18 protein-coding genes are annotated in these 18417 nt (G+C 51.0%); 5 read left to right on the top strand and 13 right to left on the bottom strand.

Going from position 1 to position 18417, the window contains the following annotated elements; translation table 11 throughout:
• Positions 1-10 precede the first annotated feature (10 nt).
• Positions 11-136, top strand: a complete 126-nt coding sequence (locus BBP27_RS06385) for a hypothetical protein (protein ID WP_003678791.1) — start codon at positions 11-13, stop codon at positions 134-136.
• 68 nt (positions 137-204) lie between these two features.
• Here the strand turns inward: BBP27_RS06385 and hflX are convergent, their stop codons facing one another.
• From hflX to lptF, 4 genes are all read right to left on the bottom strand, one after another.
• Positions 205-1365 carry a GTPase HflX gene (hflX, locus tag BBP27_RS06390; RefSeq protein ID WP_049344412.1) on the bottom strand — a complete coding sequence of 387 codons (1161 nt, stop codon included), beginning with the start codon at positions 1363-1365 and terminating at the stop codon, positions 205-207.
• 44 nt (positions 1366-1409) lie between these two features.
• The gene (locus tag BBP27_RS06395) at positions 1410-2630 is read right to left on the bottom strand and encodes a glycosyltransferase (protein WP_223168894.1); all 1221 of its coding nucleotides are present in this window, start codon (positions 2628-2630) and stop codon (positions 1410-1412) included.
• Positions 2631-2749: 119 nt separating this feature from the next.
• Positions 2750-3820 (bottom strand): LPS export ABC transporter permease LptG, encoded by a 1071-nt coding sequence (lptG, locus tag BBP27_RS06400; protein WP_188211369.1) that lies wholly within the window; start codon positions 3818-3820, stop codon positions 2750-2752.
• On the bottom strand, positions 3817-4932 hold the full coding sequence (gene lptF / locus BBP27_RS06405) for an LPS export ABC transporter permease LptF (RefSeq protein WP_188211368.1): 1116 nt from the start codon (positions 4930-4932) through the stop codon (positions 3817-3819). The genes lptG and lptF overlap by 4 nt, the downstream gene beginning before the upstream one ends.
• A 158-nt stretch (positions 4933-5090) precedes the next feature.
• Between lptF and BBP27_RS06410 the strand changes: the two genes are divergently transcribed.
• The 3 genes from BBP27_RS06410 to znuD all read left to right on the top strand — a co-directional run bounded on the left by BBP27_RS06410 (position 5091) and on the right by znuD (position 9590).
• Positions 5091-6500, top strand: coding sequence for a leucyl aminopeptidase (locus BBP27_RS06410; RefSeq protein WP_188211367.1), 1410 nt, complete (start codon positions 5091-5093; stop codon positions 6498-6500).
• Between the two features lie 100 nt (positions 6501-6600).
• Positions 6601-7083 carry a cupin domain-containing protein gene (locus BBP27_RS06415; protein ID WP_188211366.1) on the top strand — a complete coding sequence of 161 codons (483 nt, stop codon included), beginning with the start codon at positions 6601-6603 and terminating at the stop codon, positions 7081-7083.
• Between the two features lie 218 nt (positions 7084-7301).
• Positions 7302-9590: a TonB-dependent zinc receptor ZnuD gene (znuD, locus tag BBP27_RS06420; protein WP_188211365.1), complete on the top strand. Its 2289-nt coding sequence runs from the start codon at positions 7302-7304 to the stop codon at positions 9588-9590.
• Between the two features lie 83 nt (positions 9591-9673).
• On the opposite strand, the gene BBP27_RS06425 is transcribed toward znuD, so the two are convergent.
• A complete protein-coding gene (locus tag BBP27_RS06425) occupies positions 9674-10468 on the bottom strand; it encodes a phosphatidylserine decarboxylase (protein ID WP_188211364.1) in 795 nt (264 codons plus the stop codon).
• A gap of 225 nt (positions 10469-10693) precedes the next feature.
• A complete protein-coding gene (locus tag BBP27_RS06430; protein ID WP_188211363.1) occupies positions 10694-10960 on the bottom strand; it encodes a hypothetical protein in 267 nt (88 codons plus the stop codon).
• 338 nt (positions 10961-11298) lie between these two features.
• Here BBP27_RS06430 and BBP27_RS06435 point away from each other — a divergent pair, with 338 nt between their 5' ends.
• Positions 11299-11625, top strand: coding sequence for a hypothetical protein (locus BBP27_RS06435; protein ID WP_188211362.1), 327 nt, complete (start codon positions 11299-11301; stop codon positions 11623-11625).
• Positions 11626-11798: 173 nt separating this feature from the next.
• On the opposite strand, the gene BBP27_RS06440 is transcribed toward BBP27_RS06435, so the two are convergent.
• From BBP27_RS06440 to odhB, 7 genes are all read right to left on the bottom strand, one after another.
• Complete coding sequence (locus BBP27_RS06440) at positions 11799-12206, bottom strand: phage holin family protein (RefSeq protein ID WP_188211510.1); 408 nt, start codon at positions 12204-12206, stop codon at positions 11799-11801.
• 109 nt (positions 12207-12315) lie between these two features.
• Positions 12316-12750 (bottom strand): ElaB/YgaM/YqjD family protein, encoded by a 435-nt coding sequence (locus tag BBP27_RS06445; RefSeq protein ID WP_188211511.1) that lies wholly within the window; start codon positions 12748-12750, stop codon positions 12316-12318.
• A 194-nt stretch (positions 12751-12944) separates the two neighbouring features.
• A complete protein-coding gene (sucD, locus tag BBP27_RS06450; RefSeq protein WP_188211512.1) occupies positions 12945-13835 on the bottom strand; it encodes a succinate--CoA ligase subunit alpha in 891 nt (296 codons plus the stop codon).
• A gap of 10 nt (positions 13836-13845) precedes the next feature.
• Positions 13846-15012 carry an ADP-forming succinate--CoA ligase subunit beta gene (gene sucC / locus BBP27_RS06455; protein WP_049352726.1) on the bottom strand — a complete coding sequence of 389 codons (1167 nt, stop codon included), beginning with the start codon at positions 15010-15012 and terminating at the stop codon, positions 13846-13848.
• 71 nt (positions 15013-15083) lie between these two features.
• Positions 15084-15371, bottom strand: coding sequence for a hypothetical protein (locus tag BBP27_RS06460; protein WP_002242554.1), 288 nt, complete (start codon positions 15369-15371; stop codon positions 15084-15086).
• Positions 15372-15495: 124 nt separating this feature from the next.
• Complete coding sequence (gene lpdA, locus BBP27_RS06465) at positions 15496-16929, bottom strand: dihydrolipoyl dehydrogenase (protein WP_003745605.1); 1434 nt, start codon at positions 16927-16929, stop codon at positions 15496-15498.
• Positions 16930-17188: 259 nt separating this feature from the next.
• Entirely contained in the window at positions 17189-18370 is a 1182-nt protein-coding gene (gene odhB, locus BBP27_RS06470) for a 2-oxoglutarate dehydrogenase complex dihydrolipoyllysine-residue succinyltransferase (RefSeq protein WP_188211513.1), read from the bottom strand.
• Between the last annotated feature and the right edge of the window lie 47 nt (positions 18371-18417).

The following is an 18417-nucleotide window of genomic DNA, read 5'->3' on the forward strand; positions in this document are numbered from 1 at the left end:
AAACCTCACCATGATTGATCGCCTTATGCCTATTTTTGCCGTTATCGGCATTTTGTCCAGCACCGTATACCTGAGCCTCGCCGCTTGGATGCTTTACGAAAGCGTGTTCAAAAAGAAAAGCCCTCTGTCGGCATAATCCTCAGATTTAGAATTTTACGGTAAGGCCGTCTGAAGATTCAGACGGCCTTGTTTCATTCCATACTATCAAGCATTCGGCTGTACGGCCAATTCAATCATCGCTTCGCGCAAACCGTCCAAGCCCAAACTTTCGGCAACGGAAACATTCACGCCGACTGCCTGTCCGGAATTGTCGCGCAAAATGCCTGCTTCACGCATACCCGACGGCAGTAAATCGATTTTGTTGTACACCACCAATTGCGGAATTTCATGCGCGCCGATTTCTTCTAAGACGTCGTTGACATCATCCATCTGCCGTTCAAAATCGGGATTGGACGCATCAACGACGTGCAGCAGCACATCCGCCATCGCCGTCTCTTCCAAAGTAGCGGAAAACGCCGACACCAGCTTGTGCGGCAAATCGCGGACGAAGCCGACGGTATCGGTCAAAATCACGCTCGCCTCGTGCGACAGAAAAAGCCGGCGTGCAGTGGTATCCAAGGTGGCGAACAACTGGTCTTTCGCCAATACGTCTGCTTTAGTCAAACGGTTAAACAGGCTGGATTTTCCGGCATTGGTATAGCCGACGATGGCAAAGGTTTTCAGACGGCCGCTCATGCGCGATTTGCGGCGCGTGGCACGTTGTTTGCGGACATCGGTAAGCTGTTTTTTCAATGCCGTAATTTTTTGTCCGATTAAACGGCGGTCGGTTTCCAACTGGGTTTCGCCCGGCCCTTTCAAGCCGATACCGCCCTTCTGACTTTGCAGGTGTCCATAACCGCGCACCAGCCGTCCGCTCAAGTGGTTCAACTGAGCCAGCTCTACCTGCAACTTACCTTCCTGCGATTGGGCGCGTTTGGCAAAAATCGCCAAAATCAAACCCACTCTGTCGAGGACGCGGCATTGAAGCTCTTTTTCCAGATTACGCTCTTGTGTCGGCGTGAGTTCGTGGTTGAACACAACCAGCCCGACATCATACTGCTTAACCGCTGCCGCCAATTCTTCCGCCTTGCCCGTACCGACAAACAAAGCCGGATGCGGTTTGTCGCGGCGTGAAGTTTCGATAGAAACCAAATCGCCGCCGGCCGCGCCCACCAATTCTGCCGCTTCGGTCAAGGCCGTCTGAAAGCCGCGCTCGCGCGTTTCGTTTGCGCCGGAATAGTCCGCCGTCAACATCACGCCGACCAAGAGGACGCGTTCGGGCTTTTCCAAAGATTTATCGACGGAAAACAGATTGCGCTTGCTCAAAAAATTTCCTTTCAGACGGCCTGACAGCTGGGTCAAAGTCCTGATTAACGGTTTTTCAAAATATCGGCAAAATATTCGGTTACTTCCGCCAAACGTCCGCCCTGCACGGCATAAGGCTGCATGACGGCCACCAGCTGCTCCAACACTTCGCGCGTTTCGGTTTGCGCGTGTTCGCGGTAGAGCCACATATTTTGCATGGTCACCGTGGTCAATGCCTCGCGCACATTCAGCAAGAGCAAGTGACGGCAAGACTCATAGCCTTGACGCAAATCGCCGGCCGCATAGGCGGTAACCGACAATTCATAGTCGATGTCCAAATGATAAACATTGTTTTGGACAAAAAGAATATCGTCTGTCGGGAACGGAATGCGTTTCGCCATCAGGCCGATTGCATGGGAAATACGGTATTTCCCTTCCTGACGCAGCATGGTTTGCGCAAGATAGAGACACTCGGCACGGCGCGGGTTGTAATCGTAGCCTGCCAGCCAAGTCGCCAAGGCTTCATCGCGTTTGCCCATTAATTTGTAGCACTCGCCCAGCTGTTGGTAAGAAACCGTCACTTCCTCGATCCAACCGCCCAACTCGATGCGTTTTTTAAACCATTCGCTCGCGCGCTCGGGCATATCGGAATCCCAATAAGAACGCGCCGCATAAAAGGCGTAACGCGGTTTCAGGTCTTCATCTTCGGGGCTGTAAAACGCTTTTTCCAAAGAAACGGCGTCAAGCAGGTATTTGTTCGCCATGTTGCTGCGCGCGCCGAAACGGCCGCTGAGAACCATATAGTCGCCATGAAGCGTGGCTTCGCTGGTATCTTGTTTATCGGTTTCAATAAATTCGTGCAACACGCCGCGCCAGTAGAATGTGCCGTCATTGCGCAACAACAGCGGACGGTAATAAATCACGCTGCCCGTAGCATTTCTCATGCGGAGGCGGTAGCGGTCGGCGGTCAGCTCGGGCAATTCCAATTTGCCTTCAAAGCGGTCGTCCGCATCAAAAATCAACACGTAATCGGTTTTACCTTTTGCGTGTTTCAAAGCCTGATTGCGGTTGTATGCAAAATTTTGCCAACCATCATGATGAATCTCGCCCGCGATGCCCTTTGCATCGAAAAAGCGGCGGATCACGCCGACGGTATCATCGGTCGAGCCGGTATCGCTGATGACATAGTAGTCAAGTTTGATGTGGTCGGTGATGTTGGCCAGTGTTTCTTCGATGATTGCCGCTTCGTTTTTGACAATCATATTCAAGCAGATGGTTTGGGACATTTTCAATAGCCGTATTGGTTTGGAAAGGTATTATTTTACTTTAGCATCTTGTTTTTTGCACACAAAATACTCAGGCCGTCTGAAGATTGCCTTTCAGACGGCCTGAAGTTGATTTTGCCTTATCTTTTTTCCTGACGGCGTATCAGATACACCGCCAACAGTGCAAACAAAACCGTCGGCAATGCACCGGCCAAAAACGGCGGCACGCCGTACAACTGGCTGGTAAAGCCGAAGAGCCGTCCGGCAAAGTGGAACAACAAACCGAGGCAGATACCGCCGAAGAGTTTCAAGCCCATATTGCCATGGCGCGTGGTTTGCGGCGTAAAGGCGAAGGCAACAAGCGCCATCACCCATGCGGCAATAGGATACACCAGCTTGCGCCACCATGCGATGGCATAGACTTGGGTATTTTGGTTGTTTTTTTCCAGATGGTCGATATAAGTGGTCAATTCGCCGACAGACATTTGGTCGGGCTTGACGAGCAATACGTCCATCAGGTTGCGTTTGACGGAAATCGGCCAGTTTTCTTCGGCGGCGGTGGAAACCTCGACTTTATCTTCGCCCAATATGCTGCGGCGGATATTTTTCAACTGCCAGCTGCCATCAGGATTCAAAACGGCGGATTCTGCTTCTGCCGCTTGGGTCAGTTCGTTTTTATCGTTGCGCTCCCAAATTTTGATGCCCAAAAGCGTATGGTCGGGCAACATTTCGCGCACGTTGATGATGCTGTTTTTTTCTTTCAGCCAAAGGCCGGTATTGCCGGTGCTGATTTTGCCGTTGATGGCAGCGGCTTTAATGTTTTCGGCTTTTTGGCTCAGCGTGGGGGCAACCCATTCGCCAAGTGCAACGGTGGCAATGGCGAAAATCAAACCGAACTGCGACAGAATCAACAGCAACTTTTTGGTGCTCATGCCACTGGCTTTGATAACGGTCAGTTCGCTGCCGGAAGCCAGTTGGCTGAGGGAAATCAGGCCGCCGATCAAAACGGCAAGCGGCATCAATTCATAGGCGCGCGCAGGCATCTGCATTAAAACATACTGCCCCAATTTTGCGCCGTTATAGCTGCCTTTTCCAAGATCACCGACTTCGTTGATGATTTCAAAAAAGCTGTACAAAGCGAGGAAGGCAAGGAGGGCGTAAACCGCCATAACCGCCATTTGACGGATGATGTAACGTGAAATCAGGTTCATTTTCCGCCTTTCAATGTCAGACTTTTGCCAACCGCCTGCCAGAAGGGTTGGCTAGGCATACTGCGCACGCGCAGCAGGACGACGGCAATCACAAACATGATGATGTGCATGGGCAGCAGTCCGAGCCAGAAATGGATTTTGCCGTCTTCCACGGCATTGCGCAGGAAGGTCAGCCCGTTTTGGTAAACCAAAAACAAACCGATGGCAATCAAGATATTGTAAGTATGGCCGCTGCGCGGATTGAAATAGGAAAGCGGCACAGCAAGCAGGCACAGCAACAAAACGCTGACGGTCAGCGAAATGCGCCACATCAATTCTGCTTGGTGTTGGGGATTGCTGCTACCAATCAGTTGGGCGGTCGGAATGGTACGGCGGTGTGAAACAGGGTCGATAAGTTTGGGCGTGGTGCTGACAATCAGGCTGAGGTTTTGGAAGGAAACGCGGTTGTAGTCGGCTTTGCCGGGCGTACCGCTGTAACGGTAGCCGTCGCGCAATTCAAGCGTGCGTTTGTTGTCGGTCAGCGAAAAATTGCCCTCTTTGGCAAAAACGATGTTGTCGTTGCCGTTTTTATCCTGCTCGCGCAGGAACAGGTTTTTCATGATGCCGGATTCGGTATCGAAGGTTTCGACAAAATAAACCCTGCCGTTGCGCTTGCCCAAGTTATTAAACTCGCCGGCTTCCACCAAAGACAATTCCTGCTTCTGCTTCAAAATTTCGGCATATTCACGACTGCGCAACTCTGCCCACGGCATCACCCAAAGCTGCATGACGGCAATCAAAATGGCAAACGGCACGGCAAACTGCATGACCGGGCGTATCCATTGTTTCAACGCCAATCCGCAGGAGAGCCAGACCAACATTTCGCTGTCGCGCCAGTAGCGGGTCAATACGGTCAACGTACTGATAAATGCGGTCAACACCAGCAAAAGCGGCGTCATGCCGATGACCCAGAAGCCGACCAAGGCCAACACAGCATCGATGGCGACACGCCCGTCGGCTGCGCGGCCAAGCAGGTTGATCGCCTGCGTGGACACCAATACCGCCAAGAGGACGACAAAGATGCCGACGGCGGTAAAGGAAAGTTCTTTAATAAAGTTTCTTTGGTAAATCATAAGATTGAGCGTGGTATACGGTTTATGGGAAACCCATATTTATTCATAAGGCTTCAGACGGCATGACACAAATGGAGTACAATGATTTTCATCTGTTCGGACGGTTGGTCAACAGGCCGTCTGAATAACCGACAACCGTTCCAATCAGGAGAATAAACGTGAAATTTAGCACAAAAGCCGAAACTTTGCAGGCTCAACAGGCAGGTGCGCAATTATTTGTCTGCGCCGAAGCATCGCAACTGAGCAACCCGACTGCCCTCGCCCTCTTCGCTTCCCTTGAAGAAGGTCAAAATTTCGCCGACACCAAAATCCCGACGGACAACGGTTTGCAAGCCATTGCCGTCGCCCGCCTCGAAAAAACCGACCGCGCCGCATTGAACAAAGCCGCAGCCGAAGCCGCCAAATGGGCGCAAAACCAAGAAACGGTCAATGCGGACATCCATGCCTTCGATGAAGCGCAAGCCGCCGCCGTTGCCGAAGCTTTTGCCATCGCGTTCGGCAACGCCGCCTACCGTTTCGATCGCTATAAAAAAGAAGCCAAGCCCGCCAAATTCTCGCAAGCCGTGTTCCACACCGCACACGAAGCCGCCGTCAAAGAAGCCCTGCGCGTCGCCGAAGCGCAGGTTTACGGACAAAGCCTCTGCCGAGACTTGGGCAATGCTGCCCCCAACGAATGCACGCCCGAATTTTTAGCGCGTACCGCCAAAGCCGAAGCCGAAAAACTGGGCGCACACGCCAAAATCATTGAAAAAGACTACATCAAAGAAAACATGGGTTCGTTCTGGTCTGTCGCCAAAGGCAGCGTCGAAGACCCATATTTGGTCGAACTGAGCTATTTCGGCGCGGCCGACAAAGAAGCCGCGCCTGTGGTATTGGTCGGCAAAGGCATTACCTTCGACACCGGCGGCATTTCCCTCAAACCCGGCCTGAACATGGACGAAATGAAGTTCGACATGTGTGGCGCGGCAACCGTCATCAGTACCTTCTGCGCCGCCGTCAAACTACAACTGCCGATCAACCTGATTGCCGTCGTCGCCACCTGCGAAAACATGCCTTCCGGCGCAGCCAACAAACCGGGCGACGTCGTGAAAAGCATGAAAGGCTTGACCATCGAAGTGTTGAACACCGATGCCGAAGGCCGTCTGATTTTGTGCGACGCGCTCACTTACGCCGAACAATTCAAACCCAAAGCCGTCATCGATGTCGCCACCCTGACCGGCGCGTGCATCATCGCCTTGGGTCATGACGTCAGCGGCGTGATGGGCAACAACCAGGATTTGGTCGACAGCCTGCTGGCCGCTTCCCGCAACGTGGACGACAAAGCATGGCAACTGCCGCTCTTTGAAACCTACAAAGACCAACTCAAATCCAACTTCGCCGACATTCCAAACATCGGCACGCCCGGTGCAGGCACGATTACCGCCGCTACCTTCCTGTCTTACTTTACCGAAGACTATCCATGGGCACACCTCGACATCGCGGGTACGGCATGGAAATCCGGCGGTGAAAAAGGCGCGACCGGCCGCCCTGTTCCTTTATTGCTGAACTATCTGCGCAACGTGAAATAAATCTTGGGGGAAGCCTGCGGGGTTAATCGTTTCAACCCCGCAGGCCGTCTGAAAACGGAATCCGCATTATCTGACTCAACCTGACAAACGGAGAACCGCCATGAAACCGCTATTTGCCGCATTATCTGCCGCCCTTCTGCTCGGCACATCTCTAAACGCTCAAGCCGCCGAACAAACCACCCCCACCGACCGCAGCATCCAAGTGTACAAAAAAGCCGACTTAGCAGAATGGAACCGCGAAAACGCAGCCGGAGGCCAAGGCCCGTTGCTCGGCAGCTTTGCCTTCACGCGCCATCAAACCGCCGACCAAGACGCATTTAAAGAAATCGGCTGGCTTACATTACCGCCGGGTGCTTCTATCGGCCAACACAAACACACCGGCAATGAAGATGTTTACATCATCGTATCCGGCAAAGGTCTGTTTACCGACAGCGAAGGCAAACAAACCGAAGTCGGCGCAGGGGACATTACCATCGCCCGCCCCGGCCAGTCCCATGCATTGAAAAATATCGGCAAAAAGCCGTTGGTATTCTTGGATTTGATTGCAGAGACCGCTGGCGCTAAAGCCGCCGAAACCAAGTAATACTTCCAATGGAAGCAAACTATCTGCCGTGATTTTCTGTCTTACTAGAACTAGGCAGCAGAGAGATTGTTCCGTTTTCATTTAAACCTGCATACAAGCCAAAGGCCGTCTGAAAACCACGCTTCGTTTTCAAACGGCCTTTTTTCTCAAAAATCTTATCATATTAATAATGAAATGTTATATAATAACAGCCTTTCGAAATATGATGAGAAACTAAAATGACACAAACCACACTCAAACCCATTGTTTTATCTATTCTTTTAATCAGCGCCCCTATCCTCTCCCAAGCGCATGAAACCGAGCAGTCGGTTGACTTGGACGAGGTTACCGTCGTCGGTAAAAGCCGTCCGCGCGCCACTTCGGGGCTGCTGCACGCTTCGACCGCCTCCGACAAAATCATCTCCGGCGATACCTTGCGCCAAAAAGCCGTCAACTTGGGCGATGCTTTGGACGGCGTACCGGGCATTCATGCCTCGCAATACGGCGGCGGCGCGTCCGCGCCTGTGATACGCGGTCAAACAGGCAGACGGATTAAAGTGTTGAACCATCACGGCGAAACGGGCGACATGGCGGACTTCTCGCCAGACCATGCCCTGATGGTGGACAGCGCCTTGTCGCAACAGGTCGAAATCCTGCGCGGCCCGGTTACGCTCTTGTACAGCTCGGGCAATGTGGCCGGTTTGGTCGACGTTGCCGATGGCAAAATCCCCGAAAAAATGCCTGAAAACGGCGTATCGGGTGAAGCCGGATTACGTTTGAGCAGCGGCAATTTGGAAAAACTGACGTCCGCAGGCATCAATATCGGCTTGGGCAAAAACTTTGTGCTGCATACCGAAGGCTTGTATCGAAAATCGGGCGATTACGCCGTACCGCGCTATTACAAAGAAGAAGGCCGTCTGAAACGACTGCCAGACAGCCATGCCGATTCAAAAACCAGCAGCATCGGGCTGTCTTGGGTTGGGGATAAAGGTTTCCTCGGCGTAGCGTACAGCGACCGTCGCGACCAATACGGCCTGCCTGCCCACAGCCATCTCTACGACGACTGCCACGCCGACATCATCTGGCAGAAGAGTTTGATTAACAAACGCTATTTGCAGCTTTATCCGCACCTGTTGACCGAAGAAGACATCGATTACGACAACCCGGGCTTGAGCTGCGGCTTTCATGACGACGATAATGCACACGCCCATGCCCACAACGGCAAACCGTGGATAGACCTGCGCAACAAACGCTACGAACTCCGCGCCGAATGGAAGCAGCCATTCCCCGGTTTTGAAGCCCTGCGCGTACACCTGAACCGCAACGACTACCACCACGACGAAAAAGCAGGCGATGCAGTAGAAAACTTCTTCAACAACAAAACACACAACGCCCGCATCGAGTTGCGCCACCAACCCATAGGCCGTCTGAAAGGCAGCTGGGGCGTGCAATATTTGGGACAAAAATCCAGCGCGCTCTCCGCCATTCCCGAAACCGTCCAACAACCGATGCTGATTGACAACAATGTCCGCCATTACAGCTTTTTCGGCGTAGAACAGGCGAACTGGGACAACTTCTCGCTTGAAGGCGGCGTACGCGTGGAAAAACAAAAAGCCTCCATCCAATACGACAAAGCCCTGATTGATCGGGAAAACTACTACAACCAACCCCTGCCCGACCTCGGCGCACACCGCCAAACCGCCCGCTCGTTCGCGCTTTCGGGCAACTGGTATTTCACGCCACATCACAAACTCAGCCTGACCGCCTCCCATCAGGAACGCCTGCCGTCAACGCAAGAACTGTACGCACACGGCAAACACGTCGCCACCAATACCTTTGAAGTCGGCAACAAACACCTCAACAAAGAGCGTTCCAACAACATCGAACTCGCGCTGGGCTACGAAGGCGACCGCTGGCAATACAATCTGGCACTCTACCGCAACCGCTTCGGCAACTACATCTATGCCCAAACCTTAAACGACGGGCGCGGCCCCAAATCCATCGAAGACGACAGCGAAATGAAGCTCGTACGCTATAACCAATCCGGCGCCGACTTCTACGGCGCGGAAGGCGAAATTTACTTCAAGCCCACGCCGCGCTACCGCATCGGACTTTCCGGCGACTATGTACGAGGCCGTCTGAAAAACCTACCGTCCCTACCCGGCAGGGAAGATGCCTACGGCAACCGTCCTTTCATCGCACAGGACGACCAAAACGCACCCCGCGTTCCAGCTGCGCGCCTCGGCGTCCACCTGAAAGCCGCGCTGACCGACCGCATCGATGCCAATTTGGACTACTACCGCGTGTTCGCCCAAAACAAACTCGCCCGCTACGAAACGCGCACGCCCGGACACCATATGCTCAACCTCGGCGCAAACTACCGCCGCAATACGCACTATGGCGAGTGGAATTGGTACGTCAAAGCCGACAACCTGCTCAACCAATCCGTTTACGCCCACAGCAGCTTCCTCTCTGATACGCCGCAAATGGGCCGCAGCTTTACCGGCGGTGTAAACGTGAAGTTTTAAAATCAGATAGATAAACAAAAAAGGTTTTCAGACGGCCGTCTGAAAACCTTTTTCTTACTTTAAACCAATTTTAAAATCGGCCATTAATCTTTCAACACATCTTGCGCAGCCGCTTGAATCTTGGCCGCCGCTGCTTCGATTTGCTGCTGTTCGGTAGATGGGTTTGCCACTGTTTCAACCGGGGCAGCTTGAGAAGCTGCGGCTTTAGGCTCAGATTCAGTTTGCGGCGCAGTCAGCGGCAAACGCGCCAATACAGTGCTGACGCCGGTTACTTTATCGCCAATCGCCACTTGCGCCTGCGCATCGACAGGCAGATACATATCCACGCGCGAACCGAAGCGGATAAAGCCATAGCGTTCGCCACGGGACAGTTTCGCACCGGCTTGGGTGTAGCACAAAATACGGCGCGCCACCAAACCGGCCACTTGAACAAAAGTAATTTCACGACCAGAGGCCGTAGTCGCCAACACCGCGTTACGTTCATTTTCCGTGCTGGCTTTGTCCAAATCCGCATTCACGAATTTGCCTTTGTTATAAACCACTTTCGTTACTGTACAATCGGCAGGCGATTTTTGCGAATGCACGTTGAACACGTTCATAAAAATACTGATTTTCAAAGCATCGACATCACGATACGGATCGCGTGCGCGCTCGACCACCACGATACGGCCGTCAACCGGACTCAACACCGCTTCAGGATTTTGCGGAATCTCACGCGCAGGGTCGCGGAAAAACTGCAGGGCAAATACAGTAAACACCCAAAACGGCAAAGACCACCAGCCGCAACACATCGACACCAACAGGCTCAAAGCCAAACCGCCGCCGATAATCGGCCAGCCCTCGCGGGCGATAATCGGGTGGGGATACAAACGGTTCATCACTTATCCTTCATTTAACAATTTCAAAATTGCCGCCATTATATCTGAAACTCCAAACATTGAGGCCGTCTGAAATGTTCAGACGGCCGGTGTCTTTTGTAAAAAATACTCAACATAGATAAAGTTTAAATCTCGGCAACACAACAACACAGCGTCCTCAACAAGCGGCTCACACAATCCGACACCTCATCACAGACAATGTTTAGACTACCCCTCTGCCCTCGATTATCTCGACAAGCCTAATACGACCGCCAATACCAGCCAAATCCAATGCCGCCGGCGTGATGTAGACAACAAAGCGCGTTGAGACAGCAAACGCGTTTGGCTCAACTGAAACGCCACATCGGCCAACATCATCAAACGATCAGACTGCCACGCCTCCCGTTCTTCCACTTTACGCAGTTTCAAATTTTCCGCCTCAATCCGCAACCGCACCAGCTTGGCTTCCAAAATCAGCAGCTCGCGCGCTTCTTCATACTCCTGTTGCTTCATCGTCCGCCCCCTTGTCTATCTCACCGCGCAAATACGCAATGTCCGTCCGAATATCCTGCAAGGTCTCAGCCACACGACTGCCCTGCTCCCGATAATCTGCCGATACTGTTTAAAATGATACAGTATAATCAACAGCTTCATAAAAAATACCTAAAAATATCCTCAAAGCCACCAGATTTGACAACGTTATCTCAATTATCTCTTTTCAGGAAAACAAAATGATTAAACAAAAGAAGATGTAACTGCCCTTAAAAGTTAAAAATTTGAGAGCCTTTTTCCAATAATAAATAACAACTCGAAATCTTCTGCTACCATAATACTCAAAGAAGGGAACCAAAATGAATAATGCTAAATTAGTGATTCCAAATTGTAATGAGTTTATGTCTATTTATGGGTTTGATTGCGAAATAGACGATGTTATTCAGACCGTTAAGTTTGTTAACGGTGATGAACGAGTTACTTTAAGCTTTGATCTGACAGTAAATTCTGTCAGACTCTTGTTTTACAGAAAAGATTATATTGTCATTGATCTTTATCTAGAAGATCTGTCGGAGCTATATTTGGATGAAAATGGTGATTGCCTATCATTTAAATTTTCTAACAACCTTCATATACTGATAAAACTCTATCCCAAAATTAATATTACTGGAACTACCCTGCTATAGATAACCAGAACAAATCTCTCTTTACTGATTATTCGAGGACAATCCCTTATCATTAGATAGCAAGTGCCTAACTAAGGTTTCAAGAGTATCTTAAAAGCTACGAGAATATTTTTATGTCTATCTATAACTGCATTTGCAATAAAATTAACATGCTCTAATATTCTTAAAAAACTCTATGCACCTGTTGCTTCATCGTCCGCCCCCTTGTCTATCTCACCGCGCAAATACGCAATGTCCGTCCGAATATCCTGCAAGGTCTCAGCCACACGACTGCCCTGCTCGCGATAATCTGCCGATACTTTGCGGAACAATACAGCAATAATCAGCAGGCTCACGAAGAAAATGCCAAAAAACACCCATAACGCCGCCACATCCGACAGCACGCGGTTCAAGCCGAACAGCAAACCGACCAAGCCCACCATCAACAGCGCGCCGGACAACACCAGCCAAACCGCCAAACGGAACACATTCTCCGCCTGACGCGTCAAATCCAAGCTCAATACCTGCAAACGCAGCAGCAGCAAATCCGCGCCCTGATTCAACAAAGCCTTGCCATGTTCAAAACGCTGGCGAATTCCCATCTCGATTATCCTTTTTCTCAGGAAACATAAGGCTAAGGCCGTCTGTACGGCGCAATGAAATCCAAGATTTCATGTGTACGCCTGTTCAGACGGCCTTAACATATTCACATTAACGGCGGTTCAACAACACACCGACAACCAAACCGGCCAATGCGGCAAAACCCATCGCATAGTATGGTTTCTCATGCACCACTTCATCAGCGTGTTTGGCACCGCGTTTCAAGCGCTCGCCCGCATCGGCTTCAAATTCGGCAAAGCGCTCTTTGCCTTCTTTAAAACGCTCCTGGGCCGCCTCTTCAAACCGCTCGTATTTCTCACGCGCACGCTCGGCATGATGGCGCAAACGTTCGCCGGCCTCTTCTTCAAAACGGCTCAAACGTTCTTTGGCCGCGGCCAATTTCTCTTCCAATTTGGCCCGGGCTTTGCCGCCCTCTTCCGAACCGGCTTCCACACCGTCACGGTACAACTCTTCCACATCATCCATCACTTCTCGGATGTCTTTCAGCAAAGCCTCGCGACGTGCTTCAAAATCGTGTTTTTTCATGTTTTTCTCCTTGAGATAGGTTGATATGGTTACAGACTGTTTATCTGTTAATCAATTATAAACATTTCTCTCCGGTTATCGCATTAATTCCAATCAAATTAAGTATCAAATATGTAAAAACAACCAAATGAAATTAAAAAAGGCCGTCTGAAAACTTCAGACGGCCTTTTCCATTCAGCTTAAAGACTTAAGTCTTATGCCAAACCTTTTACTTTCAACACTTCCAGCATGGTAGTGCCCAATTCGGCAGGGCTGCGGGTGTAGGCGATGCCGGCCTTTTCGAAAGCGGCAAATTTCTCTTCGGCAGTACCTTTACCGCCGGAAATAATCGCACCGGCGTGGCCCATGCGTTTGCCTTTAGGAGCGGTCACACCTGCGATGTAGCCGACAACAGGTTTGGTTACGTTGGATTGGATGTATTCGGCTGCTTCTTCTTCCGCAGTACCGCCGATTTCACCGATCATGATGATGGCGTCGGTATCTGGGTCTTCTTGGAAGAGTTTCAGCGCGTCGATTTGGTTCATGCCCGGAATCGGGTCGCCGCCGATACCGATACAGGTTGATTGACCCAAGCCCAGTTTGGTGGTTTGTGCCACGGCTTCATAAGTCAATGTACCGGAACGGGAAATAATACCGATGCGGCCAGGTTGGTGAATGTGGCCCGGCATAATACCGATTTTGCACTCACCCGGAGTAATCACGCCAGGGCAGTTAGGGCCGACCAAGCGGGTGCCATTGCCATTGGTTTCCAAGTAGCGTTTGGCTTTGAGCATGTCCAGAGTCGGAACGCCCTCGGTAATCACAACGACCAAGCCTACGCCGGAATCAACGGCTTCAACGATAGAATCCAACACAAACGGAGCGGGAACGTAAATTACAGATGCGTCCGCGCCGGTTTCTTTAACGGCTTCTTTCATGGTGTTGAACACAGGCAGGTTCAGGTGGGTTTGACCGCCTTTACCCGGGGTAACGCCGCCGACAACTTTAGTGCCGTAAGCCAGAGCTTGTTCGGAGTGGAAAGTACCGTTTTTACCGGTGAAACCTTGAACCAATACTTTAGTGTCTTTATTAATCAATACGCTCATTCTTTTCTCCTTAGGCGTTTACGGCTGCAACAATTTTTTCGGCTGCGTCATTCAGGCCGTCTGCAGAAGTCAGTTTCAGACCTGATTCGTTCAGGATTTTCGCGCCGAGTTCGGCGTTGTTACCTTCCAAACGAACAACGACAGGCACGTTGACGTTGATTTCTTTAACGGCTGCCACGATGGCTTCCGCAATCATGTCGCAACGTACAATACCGCCGAAGATGTTGATCAATACGCCTTTAACGGATTTGTCTTCTAGAATCAGTTTGAACGCTTCAACCACGCGGTCTTTGGTTGCGCCGCCGCCAACGTCCAAGAAGTTGGCAGGTTGGCCGCCTTTCAGTTTGATGATGTCCATAGTGGCCATCGCTAAACCTGCGCCGTTAACCATACAGCCGATGTTGCCTTCCAGGGCAACATAGTTCAGGTCGAATTCAGAAGCTTTCAGCTCACGTTCGTTTTCTTGAGATTTGTCGCGCAAAGCGGCAATTTTCGGCAGGCGGTAGAGCGCGTTGCTGTCGATACCGATTTTGCCGTCCACACAGGCCAAGTCGCCGTTTTCACGGACTGCCAATGGGTTTACTTCAAACAGGGCGAAGTCGTTTTCGACAAACGCTTTGTACGCGCCGGTCATCAGTTTGACGAACTCGTTGATTTGTTTGTCTTTCAAGCCCAGTTGGAAGGCAACTTCGCGAGCTTGGCAAGGTTGCAGGCCGACCAGCGGATCAACGGTTACTTTGAAGATTTTTTCTGGAGTTTCGGCAGCAACTTTTTCGATTTCCACGCCGCCTTCGGTAGAAGCCATGAATGTAACGCGGCGGGTAGAACGGTCAACCACTGCGCCCAAGTACAGCTCGGTTTGAACCGGATACATGTCTTCGCAAACCAAAACGCTGTTGACAGGTTGGCCGTTGGCATCGGTTTGGTAAGTTACCAAGTTGGTACCAATCAGGCTTTCAGCCACTTCTTTAGCTTCTTCGCGGCTTTTAACGACTTTTACGCCGCCCGCTTTACCGCGGCCGCCGGCGTGTACTTGTGCTTTGACAACAGCGAATTTGCCGCCCAATTTGTCGTAAGCTGCAGCGGCTTCTTCGCCGTTGTGTGCCAAAATACCGCCTTGTACGGGCAAACCGTAGCTAGCCAGCAGTTCTTTAGCCTGATACTCGTGTAAATTCATGGATTTCTCCTTAAGGTGAGTGGGTTTTAGGAATCGCCCTGCGGCCAATCCCATATTTTCAGACGGCCCTACTATTTACTGAAGGGCAACCACATCCGCGCCAGCAGATACATGGTTGCACCGCCTCCTCCGAGAATAAAAAAGACAATGCCTTTTTTACGCGAATTCGGGCAGAGCAGATAAACGGCAAGGCTGAAACTGATAAACAACAATGCCACGCGCCAAACCAATTCTTTATCTTTGAAACGGTTGAGCGTATAAGTTTCGGTCATCATCACATACATCTGCCACAATGCAGCCATACACATGCTGATGATGCCCGCCGGTATAAAGAAAATACCGACTATTTCTTTGTTCATAATGAATGTAAATGCTGTGTGTTTGTCTGACGGAATTATAAATCAGAAAACGAAGCTATCGAAACATTCAATTTGTCGAAGGCCTTAAGGCCGTCTGAAAAGTTTCAGACGGCCTTAATGTCTATCAACCGTGCAAAGCGCGTTTGTCGGCCGCCAAGGCAGCTTCGTGAACCACTTCGGACAAGGTTGGGTGGGCATGGATAATGCGGGCGATGTCTTCGCTGCTGGCGAAAAATTCGAGCGCAGTCACGCCTTCGGTAACCAATTCGCTGACAACCGGGCCGATCATGTGTACGCCCAAGATACGGTCGGTTTTGGCATCTGCCAACACTTTAACCGTACCTTTGGCTTTGCCCATGGCCAATGCGCGACCGTTTGCGCCGAAACCTGAAGTACCTTTTTTGTACTCCACGCCTTCGGCTTTGAGCTGCTCTTCGGTTTTACCTACCCAAGCGATTTCAGGGTCGGTGTAAATAACAAACGGTACGTTGTTGAAGTCGATATGCGGTTTTTGACCGGCAATGCGCTCGGCAACGGCAACGCCTTCATCGCTGGCTTTGTGTGCCAACATCGGGCCGCGGACCACGTCGCCGATTGCCCATACGTTAGGCAGGTTGGTACGGCATTCGCCGTCCACTTTGATAAAGCCGCGTTCGTCTTTTTCCAAGCCTACGGCTTCGGCGTTCAGGCCTTTGGTGTTTGGAATACGGCCGATGGCAACGATCAGTTTGTCGAATACTTCGGTTTTGGCTTCGCCGGCAGCAGTTTCGTAAGCAACGGAAACGCCTTTGCCTTCAGATTTGATGTCGCCGATTTTCACGCCCAATTCGATGTTCAAACCTTGCTCTTTGGTAAAGTATTTGAAGGCTTCTTTGGCGATTTGTTGGTCTGCGGCAGCCAGGAAGGTCGGAGCAGCTTCAAGAATGGTAACTTCTGCACCCACGCGGTTCCATACGGAACCCATTTCCAAACCAATCACGCCGGAACCGATCACGCCGAGTTTGGCAGGCACTTCGGTCAGGTTTAATGCGCCTTCGTTGTCCAATACGTTCACATTGTCGATGGCGACTTGTGGCAGCGGACGCGGTACGGAACCGGTGGCTACGATGACGTGCTTGGCTTCGATAACGGTTTTCTCGCCTTTGTTATCGACTTCGATTTGGTAAGCATCGCCATTTTTACCGGCAAAGGAAGCTGTACCGAACAAGCTGGTTACTTTGTTTTTTTGGAACAGGAATTTCACGCCGCCGGTCAGTTTGGTCACGATGGCATCTTTGCGCTCAATCATTTTGGCCGCGTCGAATTTTACGTCGCCGACAGTGATACCGTGTTCGGCAAACTCGTGTTGCGCTGCGTGGAAATGTTCGCTGGATTGCAACAGGGCTTTAGAAGGGATACAGCCTACGTTCAAACAAGTACCGCCCAAGGCAGGGGCATCGCCAGCTTTGTTGACGCCTGCATCAACGCAAGCGGTTTTGAAACCCAGTTGCGCGGCACGGATGGCGGCAACGTATCCGCCCGGGCCTGCACCAATCACTACTACATCATATTGAGACATCGTGTCATCCTTTGCTTTTCGCAGTATCTCAAAATAAAAACGATACTTTTTGTTTCTTTTTTATTTTGAATGACTGCGTTTTGATGGTTTTAAGAAAAGGCCGTCTGAAAGTCCATATCTGTCGATTCATTCGAATCAAATGTTTCAGACGGCCTCAATCGTTCGTTGAGCCTATTGTAGCACGATACTACATTACGCTACATCTAAATAAAAATTCAGACGGCCTTTTCATTAATAAATAAAAGGCCGTCTGAAACGATTACAGATCCAACAGCAGGCGGGCTGGGTCTTCCAATGCGTCTTTAATGGCTACCAAGGTCAATACAGCTTCGCGGCCGTCGATGATACGGTGGTCGTAAGACAGAGCCAGATACATCATTGGACGGACAACAACTTGGCCGTTTTCAACCACAGCGCGCTCTTTAGTGGCGTGCATACCCAAAATCGCAGATTGAGGCGGGTTGATGATTGGGGTAGACATCATAGAACCGAAAGTACCGCCGTTGGTAATACTGAATGTACCGCCGGTCAGATCTTCGATAGCGATTTTGCCGTCTTTGGCTTTTTTCGCGTAATCAACAATTGCTTGTTCGATGTCGGCAATGCTCATTTGGTCGGCATCGCGCAAGATAGGCACAACCAAACCGCGTGGGCTGCCAATCGCGATACCGATGTCGAAGTAGCCGTGGTACACGATGTCTTTGCCGTCAACAGAAGCATTCACAACCGGATATTTTTTCAGAGCGGCAACAGCGGCTTTAACGAAGAAGGACATGAAGCCCAGTTTTACGCCGTGTTCTTTCTCGAATTTTTCTTTGTACTTCGCACGCAAGTCCATGATTGGTTTCATGTTGACTTCGTTGAATGTAGTCAGAATGGCGTTTTCTTGTTGAGAAGCCAAGAGGCGTTCTGCAACACGGGCACGCAGGCGGCTCATTGGTACGCGTTCTTCAGGACGTGCGCCGGCAGGAAGTGCAACAGCAGGAGCAGCGGCTGCGGCAGGTTTGGCAGCGGCATTTTGTACGTCTTCTTTCAAGACGCGACCGTCACGGCCGGAACCTTGCAATGCGTTCACGTCAACACCGGTCTCGGCAGCCAGTTTGGCAGCGGCAGGCATAGCGGCATTGTTTTGTGCGGCAGCTGGAGCGGCTGCTGGGGCAGCTTCTGCAGGCGCGGCGGCAGGTGCTTCAGCGGCGACAGTGGCAGCTGTATCGATACGGGCCAAAACTTGGTCAGCAACAACGGTTTCACCGTCTTGCGCTACGATTTCTACCAATACGCCGGCTTGCGGAGAAGGTACTTCCAAAACCACTTTGTCAGTTTCGATATCGATCAGGATTTCGTCACGCGCAACTGCTTCGCCAACTTTTTTCTTCCATTCCAAGAGCGTGCCTTCAGATACGCTTTCAGACAGCATAGGTACTTTTACATCAATAATCATTTTGTGTCTCCAATGGCCCTTTCAGACGGCCTGTTGTGTGTTTTTAA

The sequence above is a fragment of the Neisseria sp. RH3002v2g genome (genome assembly GCF_014596425.2).
In the GTDB taxonomy this organism is placed as follows: domain Bacteria; phylum Pseudomonadota; class Gammaproteobacteria; order Burkholderiales; family Neisseriaceae; genus Neisseria.